The sequence below is a fragment of the Burkholderia sp. AU28863 genome (assembly GCF_002223195.1).
Lineage (GTDB): Bacteria > Pseudomonadota > Gammaproteobacteria > Burkholderiales > Burkholderiaceae > Burkholderia > Burkholderia sola.
Window position 1 is genome coordinate 120679 of the sequence record NZ_NKFE01000003.1, and the last position, 16215, is coordinate 136893.

Annotated in this window: 16 protein-coding genes; 13 read left to right on the top strand and 3 right to left on the bottom strand. The window is 68.3% G+C overall.

The genetic code is table 11. From position 1 onward, the window contains the following. Positions 1–8 precede the first annotated feature (8 nt). Positions 9–1067 carry an L-idonate 5-dehydrogenase gene (locus CFB81_RS02865; protein WP_089434534.1) on the top strand — a complete coding sequence of 353 codons (1059 nt, stop codon included), beginning with the start codon at positions 9–11 and terminating at the stop codon, positions 1065–1067. A gap of 102 nt (positions 1068–1169) precedes the next feature. Here CFB81_RS02865 and CFB81_RS02870 read toward each other — a convergent pair whose 3' ends face one another. After that, positions 1170–1892 carry a FadR/GntR family transcriptional regulator gene (locus CFB81_RS02870; RefSeq protein WP_179234852.1) on the bottom strand — a complete coding sequence of 241 codons (723 nt, stop codon included), beginning with the start codon at positions 1890–1892 and terminating at the stop codon, positions 1170–1172. 211 nt (positions 1893–2103) lie between these two features. On the opposite strand from CFB81_RS02870, the gene CFB81_RS02875 reads away from it, so the two are divergent. The 3 genes from CFB81_RS02875 to CFB81_RS02885 all read left to right on the top strand — a co-directional run bounded on the left by CFB81_RS02875 (position 2104) and on the right by CFB81_RS02885 (position 5082). Further along, the gene (locus tag CFB81_RS02875) at positions 2104–3423 is read left to right on the top strand and encodes a C4-dicarboxylate transporter DctA (RefSeq protein WP_069616842.1); all 1320 of its coding nucleotides are present in this window, start codon (positions 2104–2106) and stop codon (positions 3421–3423) included. A 104-nt stretch (positions 3424–3527) separates the two neighbouring features. Beyond that, complete coding sequence (alc, locus tag CFB81_RS02880) at positions 3528–4535, top strand: allantoicase (protein ID WP_089434536.1); 1008 nt, start codon at positions 3528–3530, stop codon at positions 4533–4535. Positions 4536–4548: 13 nt separating this feature from the next. After that, entirely contained in the window at positions 4549–5082 is a 534-nt protein-coding gene (locus CFB81_RS02885) for an ureidoglycolate lyase (RefSeq protein WP_089434537.1), read from the top strand. 91 nt (positions 5083–5173) lie between these two features. On the opposite strand, the gene fur is transcribed toward CFB81_RS02885, so the two are convergent. Beyond that, complete coding sequence (gene fur, locus CFB81_RS02890) at positions 5174–5602, bottom strand: ferric iron uptake transcriptional regulator (protein ID WP_006400349.1); 429 nt, start codon at positions 5600–5602, stop codon at positions 5174–5176. 141 nt (positions 5603–5743) lie between these two features. Between fur and CFB81_RS02895 the strand changes: the two genes are divergently transcribed. From CFB81_RS02895 to CFB81_RS02935, 9 genes are all read left to right on the top strand, one after another. Further along, a complete protein-coding gene (locus CFB81_RS02895; protein WP_069616768.1) occupies positions 5744–6541 on the top strand; it encodes an outer membrane protein assembly factor BamE in 798 nt (265 codons plus the stop codon). 65 nt (positions 6542–6606) lie between these two features. Then, entirely contained in the window at positions 6607–7404 is a 798-nt protein-coding gene (gene dapB, locus CFB81_RS02900; RefSeq protein WP_069616767.1) for a 4-hydroxy-tetrahydrodipicolinate reductase, read from the top strand. Positions 7405–7422: 18 nt separating this feature from the next. Further along, a complete protein-coding gene (locus tag CFB81_RS02905; RefSeq protein ID WP_089434538.1) occupies positions 7423–8091 on the top strand; it encodes a MotA/TolQ/ExbB proton channel family protein in 669 nt (222 codons plus the stop codon). A gap of 24 nt (positions 8092–8115) precedes the next feature. Next, positions 8116–8571, top strand: coding sequence for a biopolymer transporter ExbD (locus tag CFB81_RS02910; RefSeq protein ID WP_069616765.1), 456 nt, complete (start codon positions 8116–8118; stop codon positions 8569–8571). Positions 8572–8868: 297 nt separating this feature from the next. After that, the gene (gene leuS / locus CFB81_RS02915) at positions 8869–11463 is read left to right on the top strand and encodes a leucine--tRNA ligase (RefSeq protein ID WP_089434539.1); all 2595 of its coding nucleotides are present in this window, start codon (positions 8869–8871) and stop codon (positions 11461–11463) included. A gap of 38 nt (positions 11464–11501) precedes the next feature. Continuing rightward, positions 11502–12053 carry an LPS assembly lipoprotein LptE gene (gene lptE / locus CFB81_RS02920; RefSeq protein WP_069616763.1) on the top strand — a complete coding sequence of 184 codons (552 nt, stop codon included), beginning with the start codon at positions 11502–11504 and terminating at the stop codon, positions 12051–12053. An 18-nt stretch (positions 12054–12071) separates the two neighbouring features. Then, complete coding sequence (gene holA / locus CFB81_RS02925; RefSeq protein WP_089434540.1) at positions 12072–13166, top strand: DNA polymerase III subunit delta; 1095 nt, start codon at positions 12072–12074, stop codon at positions 13164–13166. A 181-nt stretch (positions 13167–13347) separates the two neighbouring features. Next, the gene (locus CFB81_RS02930) at positions 13348–14619 is read left to right on the top strand and encodes a glutamate-5-semialdehyde dehydrogenase (protein ID WP_069616761.1); all 1272 of its coding nucleotides are present in this window, start codon (positions 13348–13350) and stop codon (positions 14617–14619) included. Between the two features lie 23 nt (positions 14620–14642). Beyond that, positions 14643–15065 (top strand): CopD family protein, encoded by a 423-nt coding sequence (locus CFB81_RS02935; protein ID WP_089434541.1) that lies wholly within the window; start codon positions 14643–14645, stop codon positions 15063–15065. Between the two features lie 93 nt (positions 15066–15158). Here CFB81_RS02935 and CFB81_RS02940 read toward each other — a convergent pair whose 3' ends face one another. After that, the gene (locus tag CFB81_RS02940; protein ID WP_089434542.1) at positions 15159–16007 is read right to left on the bottom strand and encodes a MurR/RpiR family transcriptional regulator; all 849 of its coding nucleotides are present in this window, start codon (positions 16005–16007) and stop codon (positions 15159–15161) included. Between the last annotated feature and the right edge of the window lie 208 nt (positions 16008–16215).

The window sequence follows — 16215 nt, forward strand, 5'->3', positions numbered from 1 at the left end:
AGAATGTCGTGCGTATGCGTTGCATGTGTGTCGTGATCCACGGGCCGAACGACCTGCGGGTCGAGGAGCAGGACGCGGGCGAGATTGGCCCGGGCCAGGTGCGCGTCGACGTCGCGATGGGCGGCATCTGCGGTTCTGACCTCCATTACTTCCGGCATGGCGGCTTCGGCGCGATCCGGCTGCAGCAGCCGATGGTGCTCGGCCACGAGGTAGCCGGCACGGTCGCGGAAGTGGCGCCGGACGTGACGTCGGTGCAGGTCGGCGACCGCGTCGCGGTCAATCCGAGCCGGCCGTGCGGCGCATGCCGCTACTGTCTGGAAGGGCTGCCGAACCAGTGTCTCGACATGCGCTTCTACGGCAGCGCGATGCGGATGCCGCACGTGCAGGGCGCGTTCCGTAACGCGCTCGTGTGCGACGCGGTGCAATGCGTGAAGGTCGCCGACCACGTGCCGCTGTCGCTCGCGGCGCTGGCCGAGCCGTTCGCGGTCGGGCTGCACGCGGTGTCGCGCGCGGGCCCGCTGATCGGCAAGCGCGTGCTCGTGTCGGGTTGCGGGCCGATCGGCGTGCTGGCGGTTGCGGCGGCGCGCGTGCACGGTGCGGCGGAGATCGTCGCGACCGACGTCGTCGACGCGCCGCTGGACGTGGCGCGCGCGCTCGGCGCGGACCGGGCGATCAACGCGGCGGCCGATAGCGGCTGGGTCGAACGCTACAGCGCCGGCAAGGGCACGTTCGACGTGATGATCGAGTGTTCGGGCAATGCGCGCGCGCTGCGCGACGGGCTGGACGTGATGCGTCCGCGCGGTGTCGTCGTGCAGCTCGGGCTCGGCGGCGACGTGAGCCTGCCGCAGAACGTCGTGGTCGCGAAGGAACTGTCGATCTGCGGCTCGTTCCGCTTCCACGCGGAATTTGCGCTGGCGGTGCAACTGATCAACGCGGGGCGCGTCGACCTGCGGCCGGCCGTCACGCGCGTGTTCCCGATGCGCGATGCGAACCTCGCGTTCGAACTGGCGGGCGATCGCCAGCGTGCGATGAAGGTGCTGATCGATTTCGCGAACGAGGCCGCTTGACGGTGCGGCGTTAGCGTCGCGACGGCAGCGGCGCCGTTGGCAAACGGGCACGCCCGCGATGCGCGGCGCGTGCCTTTTTCGTCGGGCGTCGGCGCCGGAGGATTACGCGCCGGGCGTCGGGAAGAAGACGCCTGCGCGCTGCGCGGCGTTCGCGATGTGCGTTTCGATCGCGGTGCCGGCGGCGGCCGCATCGCGCGCGATCAACGCGTCGACGATCGCGCGGTGCTCGTGCCACGTCGACAGCAGCAGCTCGCGCCGGTAGAAGGGCATGCGCTGGCTTTCCTTCATGATGTCCGCGCTGCTGCGCAGGATCGACTCGATCGCCGCGTTGCCGGCCAGATGGATGATCCGCATGTGAAAGTCGAAGTCGAGCCGCGATGCCTCGTCGAGTGCGCTGTCGGTCAGCGCGACGTGCAGGTCGGCGAGGTTGTCCTCAAACCACGCGATGTCGTCGTCGCTGACGACGTGCGCGGCCATCCGCGCGGCGAACCCTTCGAGCGCGTAGCGCATCTGGTAGGTGTCGGGCGGCGACGACTGCTCGGCGAATCGCCACGGATGCGCGGCCGACGCCTGCGCGCTTTCGACGTACACGCCCTTGCCCGCGCGGATGCGCAGCATCCCGAGCGCCTCGAGCGTCGACAGCGCCTCGCGCAGCGACGCGCGGCTGATCTCCAGCTCCTCGGAGAGCTGGCGCTGGGCCGGCAGCAGGCTGCCGACCGGGTACACGCCTGCCTCGATCCGGTCGCGGATCGTCGCGATGGCGGTGTCGGTCACGGTATGCGGAACATTTTTCATGGTGTGAACGATGGCCGGTCTGACCGGCATTGTAATCCGCACGCAGGCCGTGCACGACCGGCTACGGGAAAGCCACGATCCGCCCCTTTCCGACGCGCCGCCCGCACGTGCGCGGGGGCGGGAAATCCCTATTTTGTCCGTCCTTGACGCGACTATATCGGCTTCCTACTATCCACCATAACATCACTGGTCTTACCAGTATGAACAGACGAAACTGCAACCGTTGGATCGGGAGAGCGCCGTGTCGAAATTCCTCAATTCGCTGTTTGGCCGGGTAGTCGTCGCACTGATACTCGGGGTCGCGCTCGGCGCGTTCTTCCCGCATTTCGCCGAGTCGCTGCGCCCGCTCGGCGACGGCTTCCTGAAGCTGATCAAGATGGTCATCGGCCCGATCGTGTTCTGCGTCGTGGTGAGCGGAATGGCCAATGCGGGCGACCTGAAGAAGGTCGGCCGGGTCGGCCTGAAGGCCGTCGTCTACTTCGAGGTGATGACGACGCTCGCGCTCGGCATCGGGCTCGTCCTCGCATGGGTCACGCGCCCGGGCGTCGGGATGAACATCGACCTGCGCTCGCTCGATGCGGCGTCGCTGTCGACGTACGCTAAAAACGCCGAAAGCCTGAAGGACACGGCCGGCTACCTGATGAAGATCATCCCCGACACCGCGATCGACGCGTTCGCGAAGGGCGACATCCTGCAGATCCTCGTGTTCGCGGTGCTGTTCGGCTCGGCGCTGTCGCTGCTCGGCGACAAGGCGCAGCGCGTCAATTCGCTGATCGAGGAACTGTCGCACGTGTTCTTCCGGATCATCGGCTTCATCATCAAGCTCGCGCCGCTCGGCGTGCTCGGCGCGATCGCGTTCACGACCGGCAAGTACGGCGTCGCGTCGCTCAAGCAGCTCGGCTACCTGGTTGCGGTGTTCTACCTGAGCTGCTTCGTGTTCGTCACGGTCGTGCTCGGCGTGGTGATGCGGCTCGCGGGCTTCTCGGTGTTCAAGCTGATCCGCTACCTGCGCGAGGAACTGTCGATCGTGCTCGGCACGGCGTCGTCGGACGCGGTGCTGCCGCAGGTGATGAGCAAGCTCGAATACATGGGCATCAAGGATTCGACGGTCGGCCTCGTGATCCCGACCGGCTATTCGTTCAATCTCGACGGCTTCTCGATCTACCTGACGCTCGCCGTGCTGTTCATCGCGCAGGCCACCAACACGCCGCTGTCCACGCACGACCTGATCGTCGTGCTGCTCGTGTCGCTCGTCACGTCGAAGGGCGCGCACGGCATTCCCGGCTCGGCGATCGTGATTCTCGCGGCGACGCTGTCGGCGATTCCCGCGATTCCGGTGCTCGGCCTCGTGCTGATCCTGCCGGTCGACTGGTTCGTCGGCATCGCCCGCGCGCTGACCAACCTGATCGGCAACTGCGTCGCGACGGTGGTCGTCGCGGTATGGGAGAACGACATCGACCGCGCCCGCGCGACGCGCGTGCTGAACCGCGAGCTGCGCTACGTGGCCGACGCGCCGGGCGGCGCCGCACCGGTCGCAGGCGATCAGGCCCACGCGCTCTGAGCGCGACGCCCGGGCGGCGCGGCTTCCCCGGCCGCGCCGCGCGACCGAACTTCATGCGACCGGCGCGCTGATGCGCCGGCGCTTCTCAAAACAATGGAGACGACATGGCAGCCCCCATTCTCGATCCGAACGCACCGGCTTTCACGCGGCGCTACATGAACCTCGCCGACCCGCGCCTCGGCGCGCAGGCGCTCTTCGCCAGCGACGAATTCTTCGCGCCGAAGGAGCGCATGCTCAATCCCGAGCCGGCCGTGTTCATTCCCGGCAAGTACGACGACCACGGCAAGTGGATGGACGGCTGGGAAACGCGCCGCAAGCGCACGACCGGCCACGATTTCTGCGTGGTGCGCCTCGCGCGGCCGGGCGTGATCCATGGCGTCGATCTCGACACGAGCCACTTCACCGGCAACTTTCCGCCGGCCGCGTCGATCGAGGCCTGCGCGGTGGACGGCGACACGCCGCCCGACGACGCCGAATGGCGCACGATCGTTCCCGCGACGACGCTGCAGGGTAATTCGCATCACTACGTGAGCGTCGACGATGCGCGGCCGGTCACGCACCTGCGCGTGAACCTGTATCCGGACGGCGGGCTGGCGCGGCTGCGCGTGTACGGCCAGCCGCAGCGCGACTGGCGTCACGTGCCGACGGGCGAGCTCATCGATCTCGCGGCGATCGAGAACGGCGGCTATCTCGTGGCGGCGAACAACCAGCACTTCGGCCCGGCCTCGCAGATGCTGATGCCGGGGCGCGGCGCGAACATGGGCGACGGCTGGGAAACGCGGCGCCGCCGCGAGCCCGGCAACGACTGGGCGATCGTCGCGCTCGCGCGGCCGGGCATCATCCGGCGCGTCGAGGTCGATACGGCGTTCTTCAAGGGCAATTTCCCCGACCGCTGCTCGCTGCAGGCCGCGCACGTGACGGGCGGCACCGACGATTCGCTCGTCACGCAGGCGATGTTCTGGGCCGAGCTGCTCGGCGAGCAGAAGCTGCAGATGGATCACGTGCACACGTTCGACCAGCTCGCGGCGCTCGGCCCCGTCACGCACGTGCGGTTCAACATCTTCCCGGACGGCGGCGTGTCGCGCCTGCGTCTGTGGGGCGAGCCGGCTTGAAGGAGGCAGCGGCATGAGCGGAACCCCGATCCTGCGCGTCGAGCGCCTGACCCGCGAAGCGTTCGCGCCGTTCGGCGACGTGATCGCGCTCGAAGGCGCGCGGCATTTCCCGATCAACGGCGGCACGACCGAGCGCTTTCACGATCTCGCGACGATCGATGTGTGCGCGGACGGCGGTCGGCCGCTCGTCAGCGTGTTTCGTGCGCAGCCGCGCGCGCTGCCGGTCGCGGTCACGCTGATGGAGCGCCATCCGCACGGCAGCCAGGCGTTCATCCCGCTCGCGGCGGTGTCGCGCTACGCGATCGTCGTCGCGCCGGCCGGCGAATTCCGGCCCGACGCGATGCGCGCTTTCCTGGCCGAGGGCTGGCAGGGCGTCAATTATGCGAAGGGCGTCTGGCACCATCCGCTGCTCGCGCTCGACGCGGTCAGCGATTTCGTGATCGTCGATCGCGGCGGCCCGCAGCCGAACTGCGACGAGATCCCGCTGGAACGCGCGTGGGCGCTCGATCTCGAGCCTGCCTGCGCGCGCGCCGAAGGGCTTTTGTAAGCATGCCGGGCGCACGGCACGTGCGCCGAAAAAGCACACGGCCCGGGCGGCGAGATGCCGGCCGGGCCGTGCTGTGTGCGGGTGGCGCGATTCAGTGCTTGCGGTGCGGGCAGTTCTCGGTCGTGCACGAACCGTACATCGCGAGCGAGTGCTCCTGGAGCCGGAAGCCGCGCTCCTTCGCGATCGCCTGCTGGCGGCTCTCGATCTCGGCGTCGAAGAATTCCTCGACGCGGCCGCAATCGAGGCACACGAGGTGGTCGTGGTGCGAACCTTCGTTCAGCTCGAACACCGCCTTGCCGGATTCGAAGTTGCTGCGCGACAGCAGGCCGGCCTGCTCGAACTGCGTGAGCACGCGATAGACGGTGGCGAGCCCGATGTCGAGCTGCTCGTTGAGCAGGTTGCGGTAGACGTCTTCGGCCGTCAGGTGACGCACGGGGCTCTGCTGGAAAATCTCGAGAATCTTGAGGCGCGGTAGGGTGGCCTTTAGCCCGATATTCTTGAGATCCGTCGGATTGGTCATGGCTAGGCATCCCTAGAGTACAATGCAGGGCTTCAATGTTACCGGCTTTTCGCCGTTCCAGATATACGCGCGGCCTGCACGCGGGCCAGCACGGTGAAGGAAATGATCCCAGAATCGCTTTCGCACTTTCAGAGGAGTCGCATGCGGAGTGCCATCATCGCTGCCGCCGCCGTCGTCGCGCTGGCGGGTTGTTCGTCGTACGACAGCGTGACGCAGCGCATCGCGCAGAGCATCACGCCGTATCGGATCACCGTCGTGCAGGGCAACTTCGTGTCGCAGGAGAAGGCCGCACAGTTGCAGGTCGGCATGACGCGCGAGCAGGTCCGCGCACTGCTCGGCACGCCGCTGCTCGCGGACATGTTCCACGCGGATCGCTGGGATTACCTCTTCTACTTCAAGCGCGGCTCGACGTCGATCGTCCAGCAGCGCGACCTCGTCATCAACTTCTCGGGCGATCGCGTCGCGAGCTGGACCGGCGCCGACAACCTGCCGTCCGAGCTCGACCTGCTCGCCGACATCGACGGCGACCGCGGCGGCAAGAAGGCGAAGGCCGCTGCCGCGGCGAAGAAGGCGTCCGAAGCCGCGGCGGCCGCGAGTGCCGCGCAGGCTGCTGCTGCCGCGAGCCCGGCCGCCGAGCCGGCGTCCGGCGCGGTGGTCGACCAGGATGCGAACGCGCAGGCGGCGCGCGCGGCGAACCGCGCGACCAACCAGGTGTCGGGCCAGGGTTCGGCGTCGCGCCGGTTCACGCCGGCCGCGCAGGCCTCGGGCGGCGCGCCCGTACCGGGCGGCCAGCCGCCGGGCGCCGCGCCGGCGATCCAGCCGCAGTTCCAGTTCCATCGTCCGCCGCAGCCGAACGCGACGAACGAAGCGGCGCCGCCGGTCGGCCCGCAAGGCTCGGACAACCTGCAGAACCAGCCGCTCACCGCACCGGCGCAGTAAGCGGCCGGCGTGCGGAAACGGGGCGGCATGCGCCGCCCGCCTTTAGACCTGTCGTTTAGAAAGCCATGAAGATTGCGATTGCCGGTGCATCGGGCCGAATGGGCCGGATGCTGATCGAAGCCGTTCTCAACGATGCCGACGCGCAGCTCGTCGGTGCGCTCGACCGCGCCGGTTCGCCGTTCCTCGGCCAGGATGCCGGTGCGTTTCTCGGCAAGGACACCGGGATCAGGCTGACCGACGACCTCGACGCCGTGTTCGCGCAGGCCGACTATCTGATCGATTTCACGCGTCCGGAAGGCACGATGGCGCACATCGAGGCCGCGTTGCGCCACGACGTGAGGCTCGTGATCGGCACGACCGGCTTCAGCGCCGAGCAGAAGGCCGAGCTGCAGGCCGCGGCGGCCAAGATCGGCATCGTGTTCGCGGCGAACATGAGCGTCGGCGTGAACGTCACGCTGAAGCTGCTCGAATTCGCGGCGCAGCATTTCTCGCACGGCTACGACATCGAGATCATCGAAGCGCATCACCGCCACAAGGTCGACGCGCCGTCGGGCACCGCGCTGATGATGGGCGAGGCCGTCGCCGGCGCGCTCGGCCGCTCGCTCGACGACTGCGCGGTGTACGGCCGCCACGGCGTGACGGGCGAGCGCGATCCGTCGTCGATCGGCTTTGCCGCGGTGCGCGGCGGCGACATCGTCGGCGACCACACCGTGCTGTTCGCCGGGATCGGCGAGCGCATCGAGATCACGCACAAGTCGTCGAGCCGCGTGTCGTACGCGCAGGGCGCGTTGCGTGCGGTCCGCTTCCTGTCGGCGCGCGGCGCCGGCCTGTTCGACATGCAGGACGTGCTCGGCCTGCGCTGACCCCGCGAGGAAACTCCGATGGCGATTCCCACCGGCGTTGTCCACTACCTCGAAAGCGGCGATGCGATCACGCATGCCGTCTCCTATGTGCTGCTGGCGATGTCTGTCGCCAGCTGGTGCTTCCTCTTCATGAAAGCCTGGCTGCTGGTCCGCGCGAAGCGGCAGGGGCCGCGCGCGCTCGCCGCGTTCTGGCGCGCGCCGTCGCTCGATGCGGGCATCGCCGCGCTGGCCGGCGCCGATCGCGAGCGCGTGTTCGTGCCGCTCGCCGAAGCCGCGCGCGACGCGGCCGACGACCACGACCCGGCCGCGCTGGCCGCGCGCGTCGAGCGCGGCGAACGCGTGCTGCGCGCGTTGCGTCATGCGATGCTGCGCTCGCAGCGGCGCCTCGAATTCGGCCAGGTGCTGCTCGCGTCGATCGGCAGCACCTCGCCGTTCGTCGGGCTGCTCGGCACCGTGTGGGGCATCTATCACGCGCTCGGCAGCATCGCCGCGAGCGGGCAGGCGCAGATCGAGAACGTCGCGGGGCCTGTCGGCGAGGCGCTGATCATGACCGCGTTCGGGCTCGTCGTCGCGATTCCCGCGGTGCTCGCGTACAACATCCTCGGCCGGCTCGTCCGGCAACTCGCCGAGGAACTCGACGGCTTCGCGCGCGATCTGCACGTATTCGTGTGCGCGCAGGGCGCCTGACGCGCCGGCTCCGGAGGAACGACCATGGCATTCGGCGGGCTCGAACACCACAAGACGTCCGCGCCAATGGCGGAGATCAACATGACGCCGCTGATCGACGTGATGCTCGTGCTGCTCGTCATCTTCATCATCACCGCGCCGCTGATGACGCATGCGATCCGGCTCGACCTGCCGAAGGTCGCGGCGAGCGTCGCGCGCGACACGCCGCAGTCCGTCACGCTGTCCATCGACGACGCGGGCAAGCTCTACTGGGACGACGCGCCCGTGGCGCTCGACGCGCTGCCCGCGCGGTTCCGGGCGGCCGCCGCGGGCGCCGCGCCGCCCGAGTTGCGGCTGCGCGCGTCGCGCGCGACGCGCTACGACGTGATCGCGCAGGTGATGGGCGCCGCGCAGGCCGCGGGGCTCACGCGGATCGGCTTCGTGACCGACGTGCCGCCGGCGGGTACCGCGGCGCCCGCCGCCGCGGGCGCGCGACACTGACGCGCCGGCGAACCGCCGCGCGGATGATCACCACGCGGGTCCGCGCCCGCCGCGGGAACGGGCCGCGCGCCGCAAGACCGGCCGGATGGGCCGGCGCTGACGGTATAATCAACGTTTTTCCCGGTTGGCAGGTTTTTTCCAGGTAACCCGGAATTTTCCCGGTAACCCGGAAAATATCCGGAAACCCCGAACAGGTCCCGCAACAGCGAACCTGCAGTGCCGCCGGGCACGCACGATTTTCGATCCAATCCTGCGCGCGAGCCGTCGCGCCGCTTAAAGCCTAGCCCGAACCACACCATGCACGAGAGATACGTACCCGCCGACGTCGAAGCCGCCGCCCAGGGCGACTGGCGCGCAGCCGATGCCTACAAGACGAAGGAAGATTCGCAGAAGCCGAAGTTCTACTGCGTGTCGATGCTGCCGTATCCGTCCGGCAAGCTGCACATGGGTCACGTGCGCAACTACACGATCAACGACGTGATGTACCGCTATCTGCGGATGAACGGCTACAACACGCTGATGCCGATGGGCTGGGACGCGTTCGGGATGCCGGCCGAGAACGCCGCGATGGCGAACGGCGTGCCGCCCGCGAAGTGGACCTACGACAACATCGACTACATGAAGGGCCAGATGCAGTCGATGGGCCTCGCGATCGACTGGTCGCGCGAAATCGCGACGTGCAAGCCCGAGTACTACAAGTGGAACCAGTGGCTGTTCCTGAAGATGCTCGAGAAGGGCATCGCGTACAAGAAGACGGGCACCGTGAACTGGGACCCGGTCGACCAGACCGTGCTCGCGAACGAGCAGGTGATCGACGGCCGCGGCTGGCGCTCGGGCGCGCTCGTCGAGAAGCGCGAGATCCCGATGTACTACCTGCGCATCACGCAGTACGCGGATGAGCTGCTGAACGACCTCGACGGCCTCGGCTGGCCCGAGCGCGTGAAGATCATGCAGCAGAACTGGATCGGCAAGAGCTTCGGCGTGAACTTCGGCTTCCCGTACGAACTCGACGGCGAGCAGAAGCTGCTGCGCGTGTTCACGACGCGCGCCGACACGATCATGGGCGTCACGTTCTGCGCGATCGCGGCCGAGCACCCGCTCGCCACGCGCCTCGCGCAGGACAAGCCGGAACTGCTCGCGTTCATCGAAGAATGCAAGCGCGGCGGTGTCGCCGAGGCCGACGTCGCGACGATGGAGAAGAAGGGTGTCGCGACCGGCTTCTCGGTCAAGCACCCGCTCACCGGCGAGCCGGTCGAGGTGTGGATCGGCAACTACGTGCTGATGAGCTATGGCGAAGGCGCGGTGATGGGCGTGCCGGGCCACGACGAGCGCGATTTCGCGTTCGCGAAGAAATACGATCTGCCGATCAAGCAGGTGATCGCGAGCGAAGGGCAGACGTACTCGCTCGACGCATGGCAGGAGTGGTACGGCGACAAGGAAACCGCGGTCTGCGTGAACAGCGGCAAGTACGACGGCCTGCGCTACGCGGAAGCGGTCGATGCGGTCGCCGCCGACCTGAACGCCGGCGGCTTCGGCGACAAGCAGGTCACGTGGCGCCTGCGCGACTGGGGCGTGTCGCGCCAGCGCTACTGGGGCACGCCGATCCCGATCATCCACTGCCCGTCGTGCGGCGACGTGCCGGTGCCGGAGCAGGACCTGCCCGTCGTGCTGCCGGAAGATCTCGTGCCGGACGGCTCGGGCAACCCGCTCGCGAAGTCGGAAGCGTTCCTGAACTGCACGTGCCCGAAGTGCGGCGCGGCCGCGAAGCGCGAAACCGACACGATGGACACCTTCGTCGATTCGTCGTGGTACTTCTCGCGCTACACGGCGCCGGACGCCGAGACCATGGTCGACGCGCGCACCGATTACTGGATGCCGATGGATCAATACATCGGCGGCATCGAGCACGCGATCCTGCATCTGCTGTATTCGCGCTTCTGGACCAAGGTGATGCGCGACCTCGGCCTCGTGAAGTTCGGCGAGCCGGCGAAGAACCTGCTCACGCAGGGGATGGTGCTGAACGAGACGTACTACCGCGAAGACGCGGCGGGCAAGAAGACCTGGTACAACCCGCTCGACGTGACGGTCACGCACGACGACAAGGGCCGCCCGGTCGGCGCGACGCTGAATGCGGACGGTCAGCCGGTGGTGCTCGGCGGCATCGAGAAGATGTCGAAGTCGAAGAACAACGGCGTCGATCCGCAGCTGCTGATCGACCAGTACGGCGCCGATACCGCGCGTCTGTTCACGATGTTCGCCGCGCCGCCGGAGCAGCAGCTCGAGTGGTCGGGCGCGGGCGTCGAAGGCGCGAGCCGCTTCCTGCGCCGCGTGTGGAGCTTCGGCTACGGCAATCGCGAAGCGCTCGCCGCCCGCGCCGGTTTCGACGCAGCGACGCTCGGCGATGCCGACAAGGCGCTGCGCCGCGAGATCTACAGCGTGCTGAAGCAGGCCGATTTCGACTACCAGCGCCTGCAGTACAACACGGTCGTGTCGGCCGCGATGAAGATGCTGAACGCGATCGACGGCGCGAAGGGCGCGACGCCCGCCGTGCTGCGCGAGACGTACGGCGTGCTGCTGCGCGTGCTGTACCCGGTCGTGCCGCACGTCACGTTCGAGCTGTGGAAGGCGCTCGGCTACGCGGACGAATTCGGCCCGCTGCTCGATGCGCCGTGGCCGAAGGTCGACGAGGCCGCGCTCGAGCAGGCCGAGATCGAACTCGTGCTGCAGGTGAACGGCAAGGTGCGCGGCGCGCTGAAGGTCGCGAAGGACGCGAGCCGCGACGCGATCGAAGCGGCGGCGGTGGCCGACGAGGCATTCGCGAAATTCAGCGACGGCAAGCCGGCGAAGAAGATCGTCGTCGTGCCGGGCCGCCTCGTGAACATCGTCGTCTGACGGCCGCCGGCCGTCGGACGTACCCAGAAGGAGCGAAGGTGATCCGCAGATCGTTTTTGATGCTCGTCGGCAGCGCGGTCGTGCTGTCGGCATGCGGCTTCCAGTTGCGCGGCCAGCAGGACTACGCGTTCAAGCACCTGTTCGTGGCCGGTGCGCCGGCGTCCGTCGGGGCGCGGCTCACGCGCCTCGTCGAGGCCGGCAGCGACACGAAGATCGTCAAGTCGGCGGACGACGCCGACGCCGTGCTGCGCATGTGGGAGTCGCGTGGCCAGAACACGCTGACGCTCAACAAGTACGGCTCCGCGCAGGAATACGCGCTGTTCTACACGCTGAACTACACGCTGACCAGCAAGGACGGCACCGTGCTGATCCCGCCGAGCGCGATCGCGCTGAACCGCGCGATGACGTACAGCGACCAGTACACGAACGCGAAGGCGCAGGAAGCCGACATCCTGTACGGCGACATGCAGAACGACGCGGTCGATCAGCTGATGCGGCGTCTCGCGATCGTCCATTCGCTGACGCCGGCGCCGGAGGACGTGGTGCCGGGCGTGGCGCCGCGCGCGCCGCTGCCGCCGCCGCCGCTCTGATCGCGGGCGCACGCAGCGATGCAATTGCGACTTGATGCGCTGGAGCCGCACCTCGCGAAGGGGTTGGCCGGGCTCTATACCGTCTACGGCGACGAGCCGCTGCTCGCGCAGGAAGCGTGCGACCGCATTCGTGCGGCCGCGCGCGCGGCCGGCTTCACCGAGCGTTCGGTGCATACGGTCGAGCGCGGCTTCGACTGGAGCGTGCTGCTCGGCGCGACCCAGGCGATGTCGCTGTTCGGCGAGCGCCAGCTGATCGAGCTGCGCATTCCGTCGGGCAAGCCGGGCAAGGAGGGCGCCGATGCGCTGAAGACGCTCGCGGCCACGCCCAATCCGGACGCGCTGATGCTCGTCACGTTGCCGCGCCTCGATGCGGCCACGCAGAAATCCGCATGGTTTACCGCGCTGCAGAACGGCGGCGTCGCGCTGAAGATCGATCCGGTCGATCGTGCGCAACTGCCGAACTGGATCGGCCAGCGTCTGTCGATGCAGGGCCAGCGCGTCGCGTCCGGCGACGACGGGCGGCGCGCGCTGCAGTTCATCGCGGAGCGCGTCGAGGGCAACCTGCTCGCCGCGCACCAGGAAATCCAGAAGCTCGGGCTGCTGTATCCGCAGGGCGCGCTGTCGTTCGAGCAGGTGCACGACGCGGTGCTGAACGTCGCGCGCTACGACGTGTTCAAGCTGAACGAAGCGATGCTCGCCGGCGACGCCGCGCGGCTCGCGCGGATGATCGACGGGCTGAAGGGCGAGGGCGAGGCGATCGTGCTCGTGATGTGGGCCGTCGTCGAGGAACTGCGCACGCTGCTGCGGATCAAGCGCGGCACGACGGCCGGCAAGCCGCTCGCGGCGCTGCTGCGCGAGAACCGCGTGTGGGGGCCGCGCGAGCGGCTGATCGCGCCCGCGCTGAACCGCGTGTCGGAAGCGGTGCTCGAAAAGGCGCTCGCGTTTGCCGCGAAGCTCGACCGGCAGGTCAAGGGGCTCACGGCCGTCACGCCGGGCCGCCGCACGCAGGACGAACCGCCCCCCGACCCGTGGGACGGGCTGTTCCAGCTCGCGATGACGGTCGCGGGCGCCCGCGGCGAGCGACCGCCGACCGCGGGTCGCGTGCGACGCTAAGTCCCGTTCGGGCCTTCAGCGCGCGCTGCGCAACCCGCTTACAATGCTTTGATGACCGGGGCGCCGCCCGGCGCGGCGCGGTTTGCGGCCGTTACCCCGCCGGATGGCCGTCCCCGGATGGCCGTCCCGCTTCCCCCACGAATTCATGCCGCTCCGCGCGGCTCGCTTCTCGAGTCACACGATGGATATCGATCAGTACATGACCGACCTGGGCCGTCGCGCCCGGCACGCTTCCCGCGCGATGGCGCGCGCCAGCACGGCCGCGAAGAACGCGGCGCTCGACGCCGTGGCCCGCGCGATCGAACGCGACGCGCAGGCGCTGAAGGATGCGAATGCACGCGACGTCGCCCGCGCCCGTGAAAAGGGGCTCGATGCGGCGTTCGTCGACCGCCTGACGCTGTCGGACAAGGCGCTGAACACGATGGTCGAAGGGCTGCGCCAGGTTGCGTCGCTGGCCGATCCGATCGGCGAGATCGGCAACCTGAAGTTTCGCCCCAGCGGGATCCAGGTCGGCCAGATGCGCGTGCCGCTCGGCGTGATCGGCATCATCTACGAGTCGCGCCCGAACGTGACGATCGACGCGGCCGCGCTGTGCCTCAAGTCGGGCAACGCGACGATCCTGCGCGGCGGCTCCGAAGCGCTCGAGTCGAACGCGGCGCTCGCGAAGCTGATCGGCGAAGGGCTCGAAGCGGCCGGGCTGCCGCAGGATGCGGTGCAGGTCGTCGCGACGGCCGATCGCGCGGCGGTCGGCAAGCTGATCACGATGACCGAATTCGTCGACGTGATCGTGCCGCGCGGCGGCAAGAGCCTGATCGAACGGCTGATCAACGAGGCACGCGTGCCGATGATCAAGCACCTCGACGGCATCTGCCACGTGTACGTCGACGATCGTGCCGATCTCGCGAAGGCGCTGACCGTCTGCGACAACGCGAAGACGCATCGCTACGGCACCTGCAACACGATGGAGACGCTGCTCGTCGCGAGCGGCATCGCCGCGCAGCTGCTGCCGCCGCTCGGCACGCTGTATCGCGACAAGCAGGTCGAACTGCGCGTCGATGCGGCCGCGCGCGCGGTGCTCGCCGATGCGGGCATCGGCCCGCTCGTCGACGCGACGGAAGAAGACTGGCATACCGAATATCTGGCGCCGGTGCTCGCGATCAAGGTCGTCGACGGCCTCGACGCCGCGATCGAGCACATCAACCACTACGGCTCGCATCACACGGATGCGATCGTCACCGAGGATCACGACCGCGCGATGCGCTTCCTGCGCGAAGTCGATTCGGCGAGCGTGATGGTCAACGCGTCGACGCGCTTCGCGGACGGTTTCGAATTCGGCCTCGGCGCGGAAATCGGCATCTCGAACGACAAGCTGCACGCACGCGGCCCCGTCGGCCTGGAGGGGCTGACGTCGCTGAAGTACGTCGTGCTCGGGCACGGCGAAGGCCGTCAGTAAGTCAACCGCGAGGCGCACAATCGATGGCAATGCTCTGGGTCAAGACGTTCCATGTCGTTCTGATCGCCGCGTGGTTCGCGGGGCTCTTCTACCTGCCGCGCATCTACGTGAACCTGGCCATGGAGACCGATCCGGCCGCGGTGCGGCGCCTGCTGCTGATGGCGCGCAAGCTGTTCCGCTTCATGACGATGATCGCGGTGCCCGCGCTCGCGTGCGGGCTGTGGCTGTGGCTCGTGATCGGCATCGGGCAGGGGCAGGGCTGGATTCACGCGAAGGTGACGGTGGTGTTGCTGCTGATCGTCTACCACGCGTATTGCGGGCACCTGCTGCGGGTGTTCGAGCGCGGCGAGAACCGCCGCACCGACAAGTGGTATCGCGTGTTCAACGAGCTGCCGGTGCTGGGCATGCTCGCGGCGGTCGCGCTGGTCGTGATCAAGCCGTTCTGAGCGGCGCGGCCGGCGAGTACGCCGCCATCGAATCATGTGCGACGGCGCCCCTCGGGGCGCCGTTCGTCGTTTACGCGCGGCGTTTCGCGACGGCTAGTCCTTGGTCGGGTCGTCGATCCGGCGCCGCGTGATCGCCTCCTTCGCGCGGCCGACCCGTTCCATCAGCGCCGGCCCGCGCGACAGCGCGACGCCGACCGCGAGGATGTCGCCGATCGCGAGATGCGACATCCGCGACGTCATCGGCGAGAACACGTCCGTTTCCTCGGCGACGTTCGACGCGAGGCTGACCGTCGCGAGCTTCGCGAGCGGCGAATGGCTCTGCGTGATCGCGACGATTTTCGCGCCGCATGCGAGCGCCGAGCGCGCGGCGTCGACGATGTCGCGCGTGCGGCCGGTGTTCGAGATCGCGACGACGACGTCGTGCGGGCCGAGCAGCGCCGACGACATCGAGAACGTGTGCGGGTCCGAATACGCGACGCTCGGCACGCCGAGCCGGAAGAACTTGTGCTGGATGTCCTGCGCGGCGATGCCCGAGCCGCCGGCGCCGTAGAACTCGATGCGCGACGCGTTCGACAGCAGCGCGATCGCATCGGCGACGCTGCCCGCCGACAGGCTGTTGCGTACCTCGATCAGCGCGCCGATCGTGCGGTCGAACACCTTGCCGATGATGCCGGGCGCCGGCTCGTCGGGCTCGACGTCGCGGTATACGGACGACACGCCCGGCGCGACGCTCTGCGCGAGCCGGATCTTGAATTCGCGAAAGCCGCTGCAGCCGAGCGCCTGGCAGAAGCGTGCGATGGTGGGCTGGCTGACGCCCGCGCGGGTCGACAGCTCGGTCATCGCGAGGTCGAGCACCTCGCGCGGCGCGGCGAGGATGTAGTCGGCGAGCTTGCGCTCGGACGGGCGCAACTCGGCGCGGATCGCTTCAATGCGGGGCAGCATGGGACGGCATGTGGAAATCAGGTTCGGATGAGCGAGTGTATCGCACTCAAATTGTAGAAAATCTACATGAAAATACTAGCGCAATCGCACTGGTTTGAATGCGAGGCTAGCCACGCGAATTAGGGTTTTTACCGATTGGAGCCTTGCTGGTAGCGGGAATAACGGTTGCACGTACGTCGATCCGCATTGCGTGCTTGTAGTTTTTCTA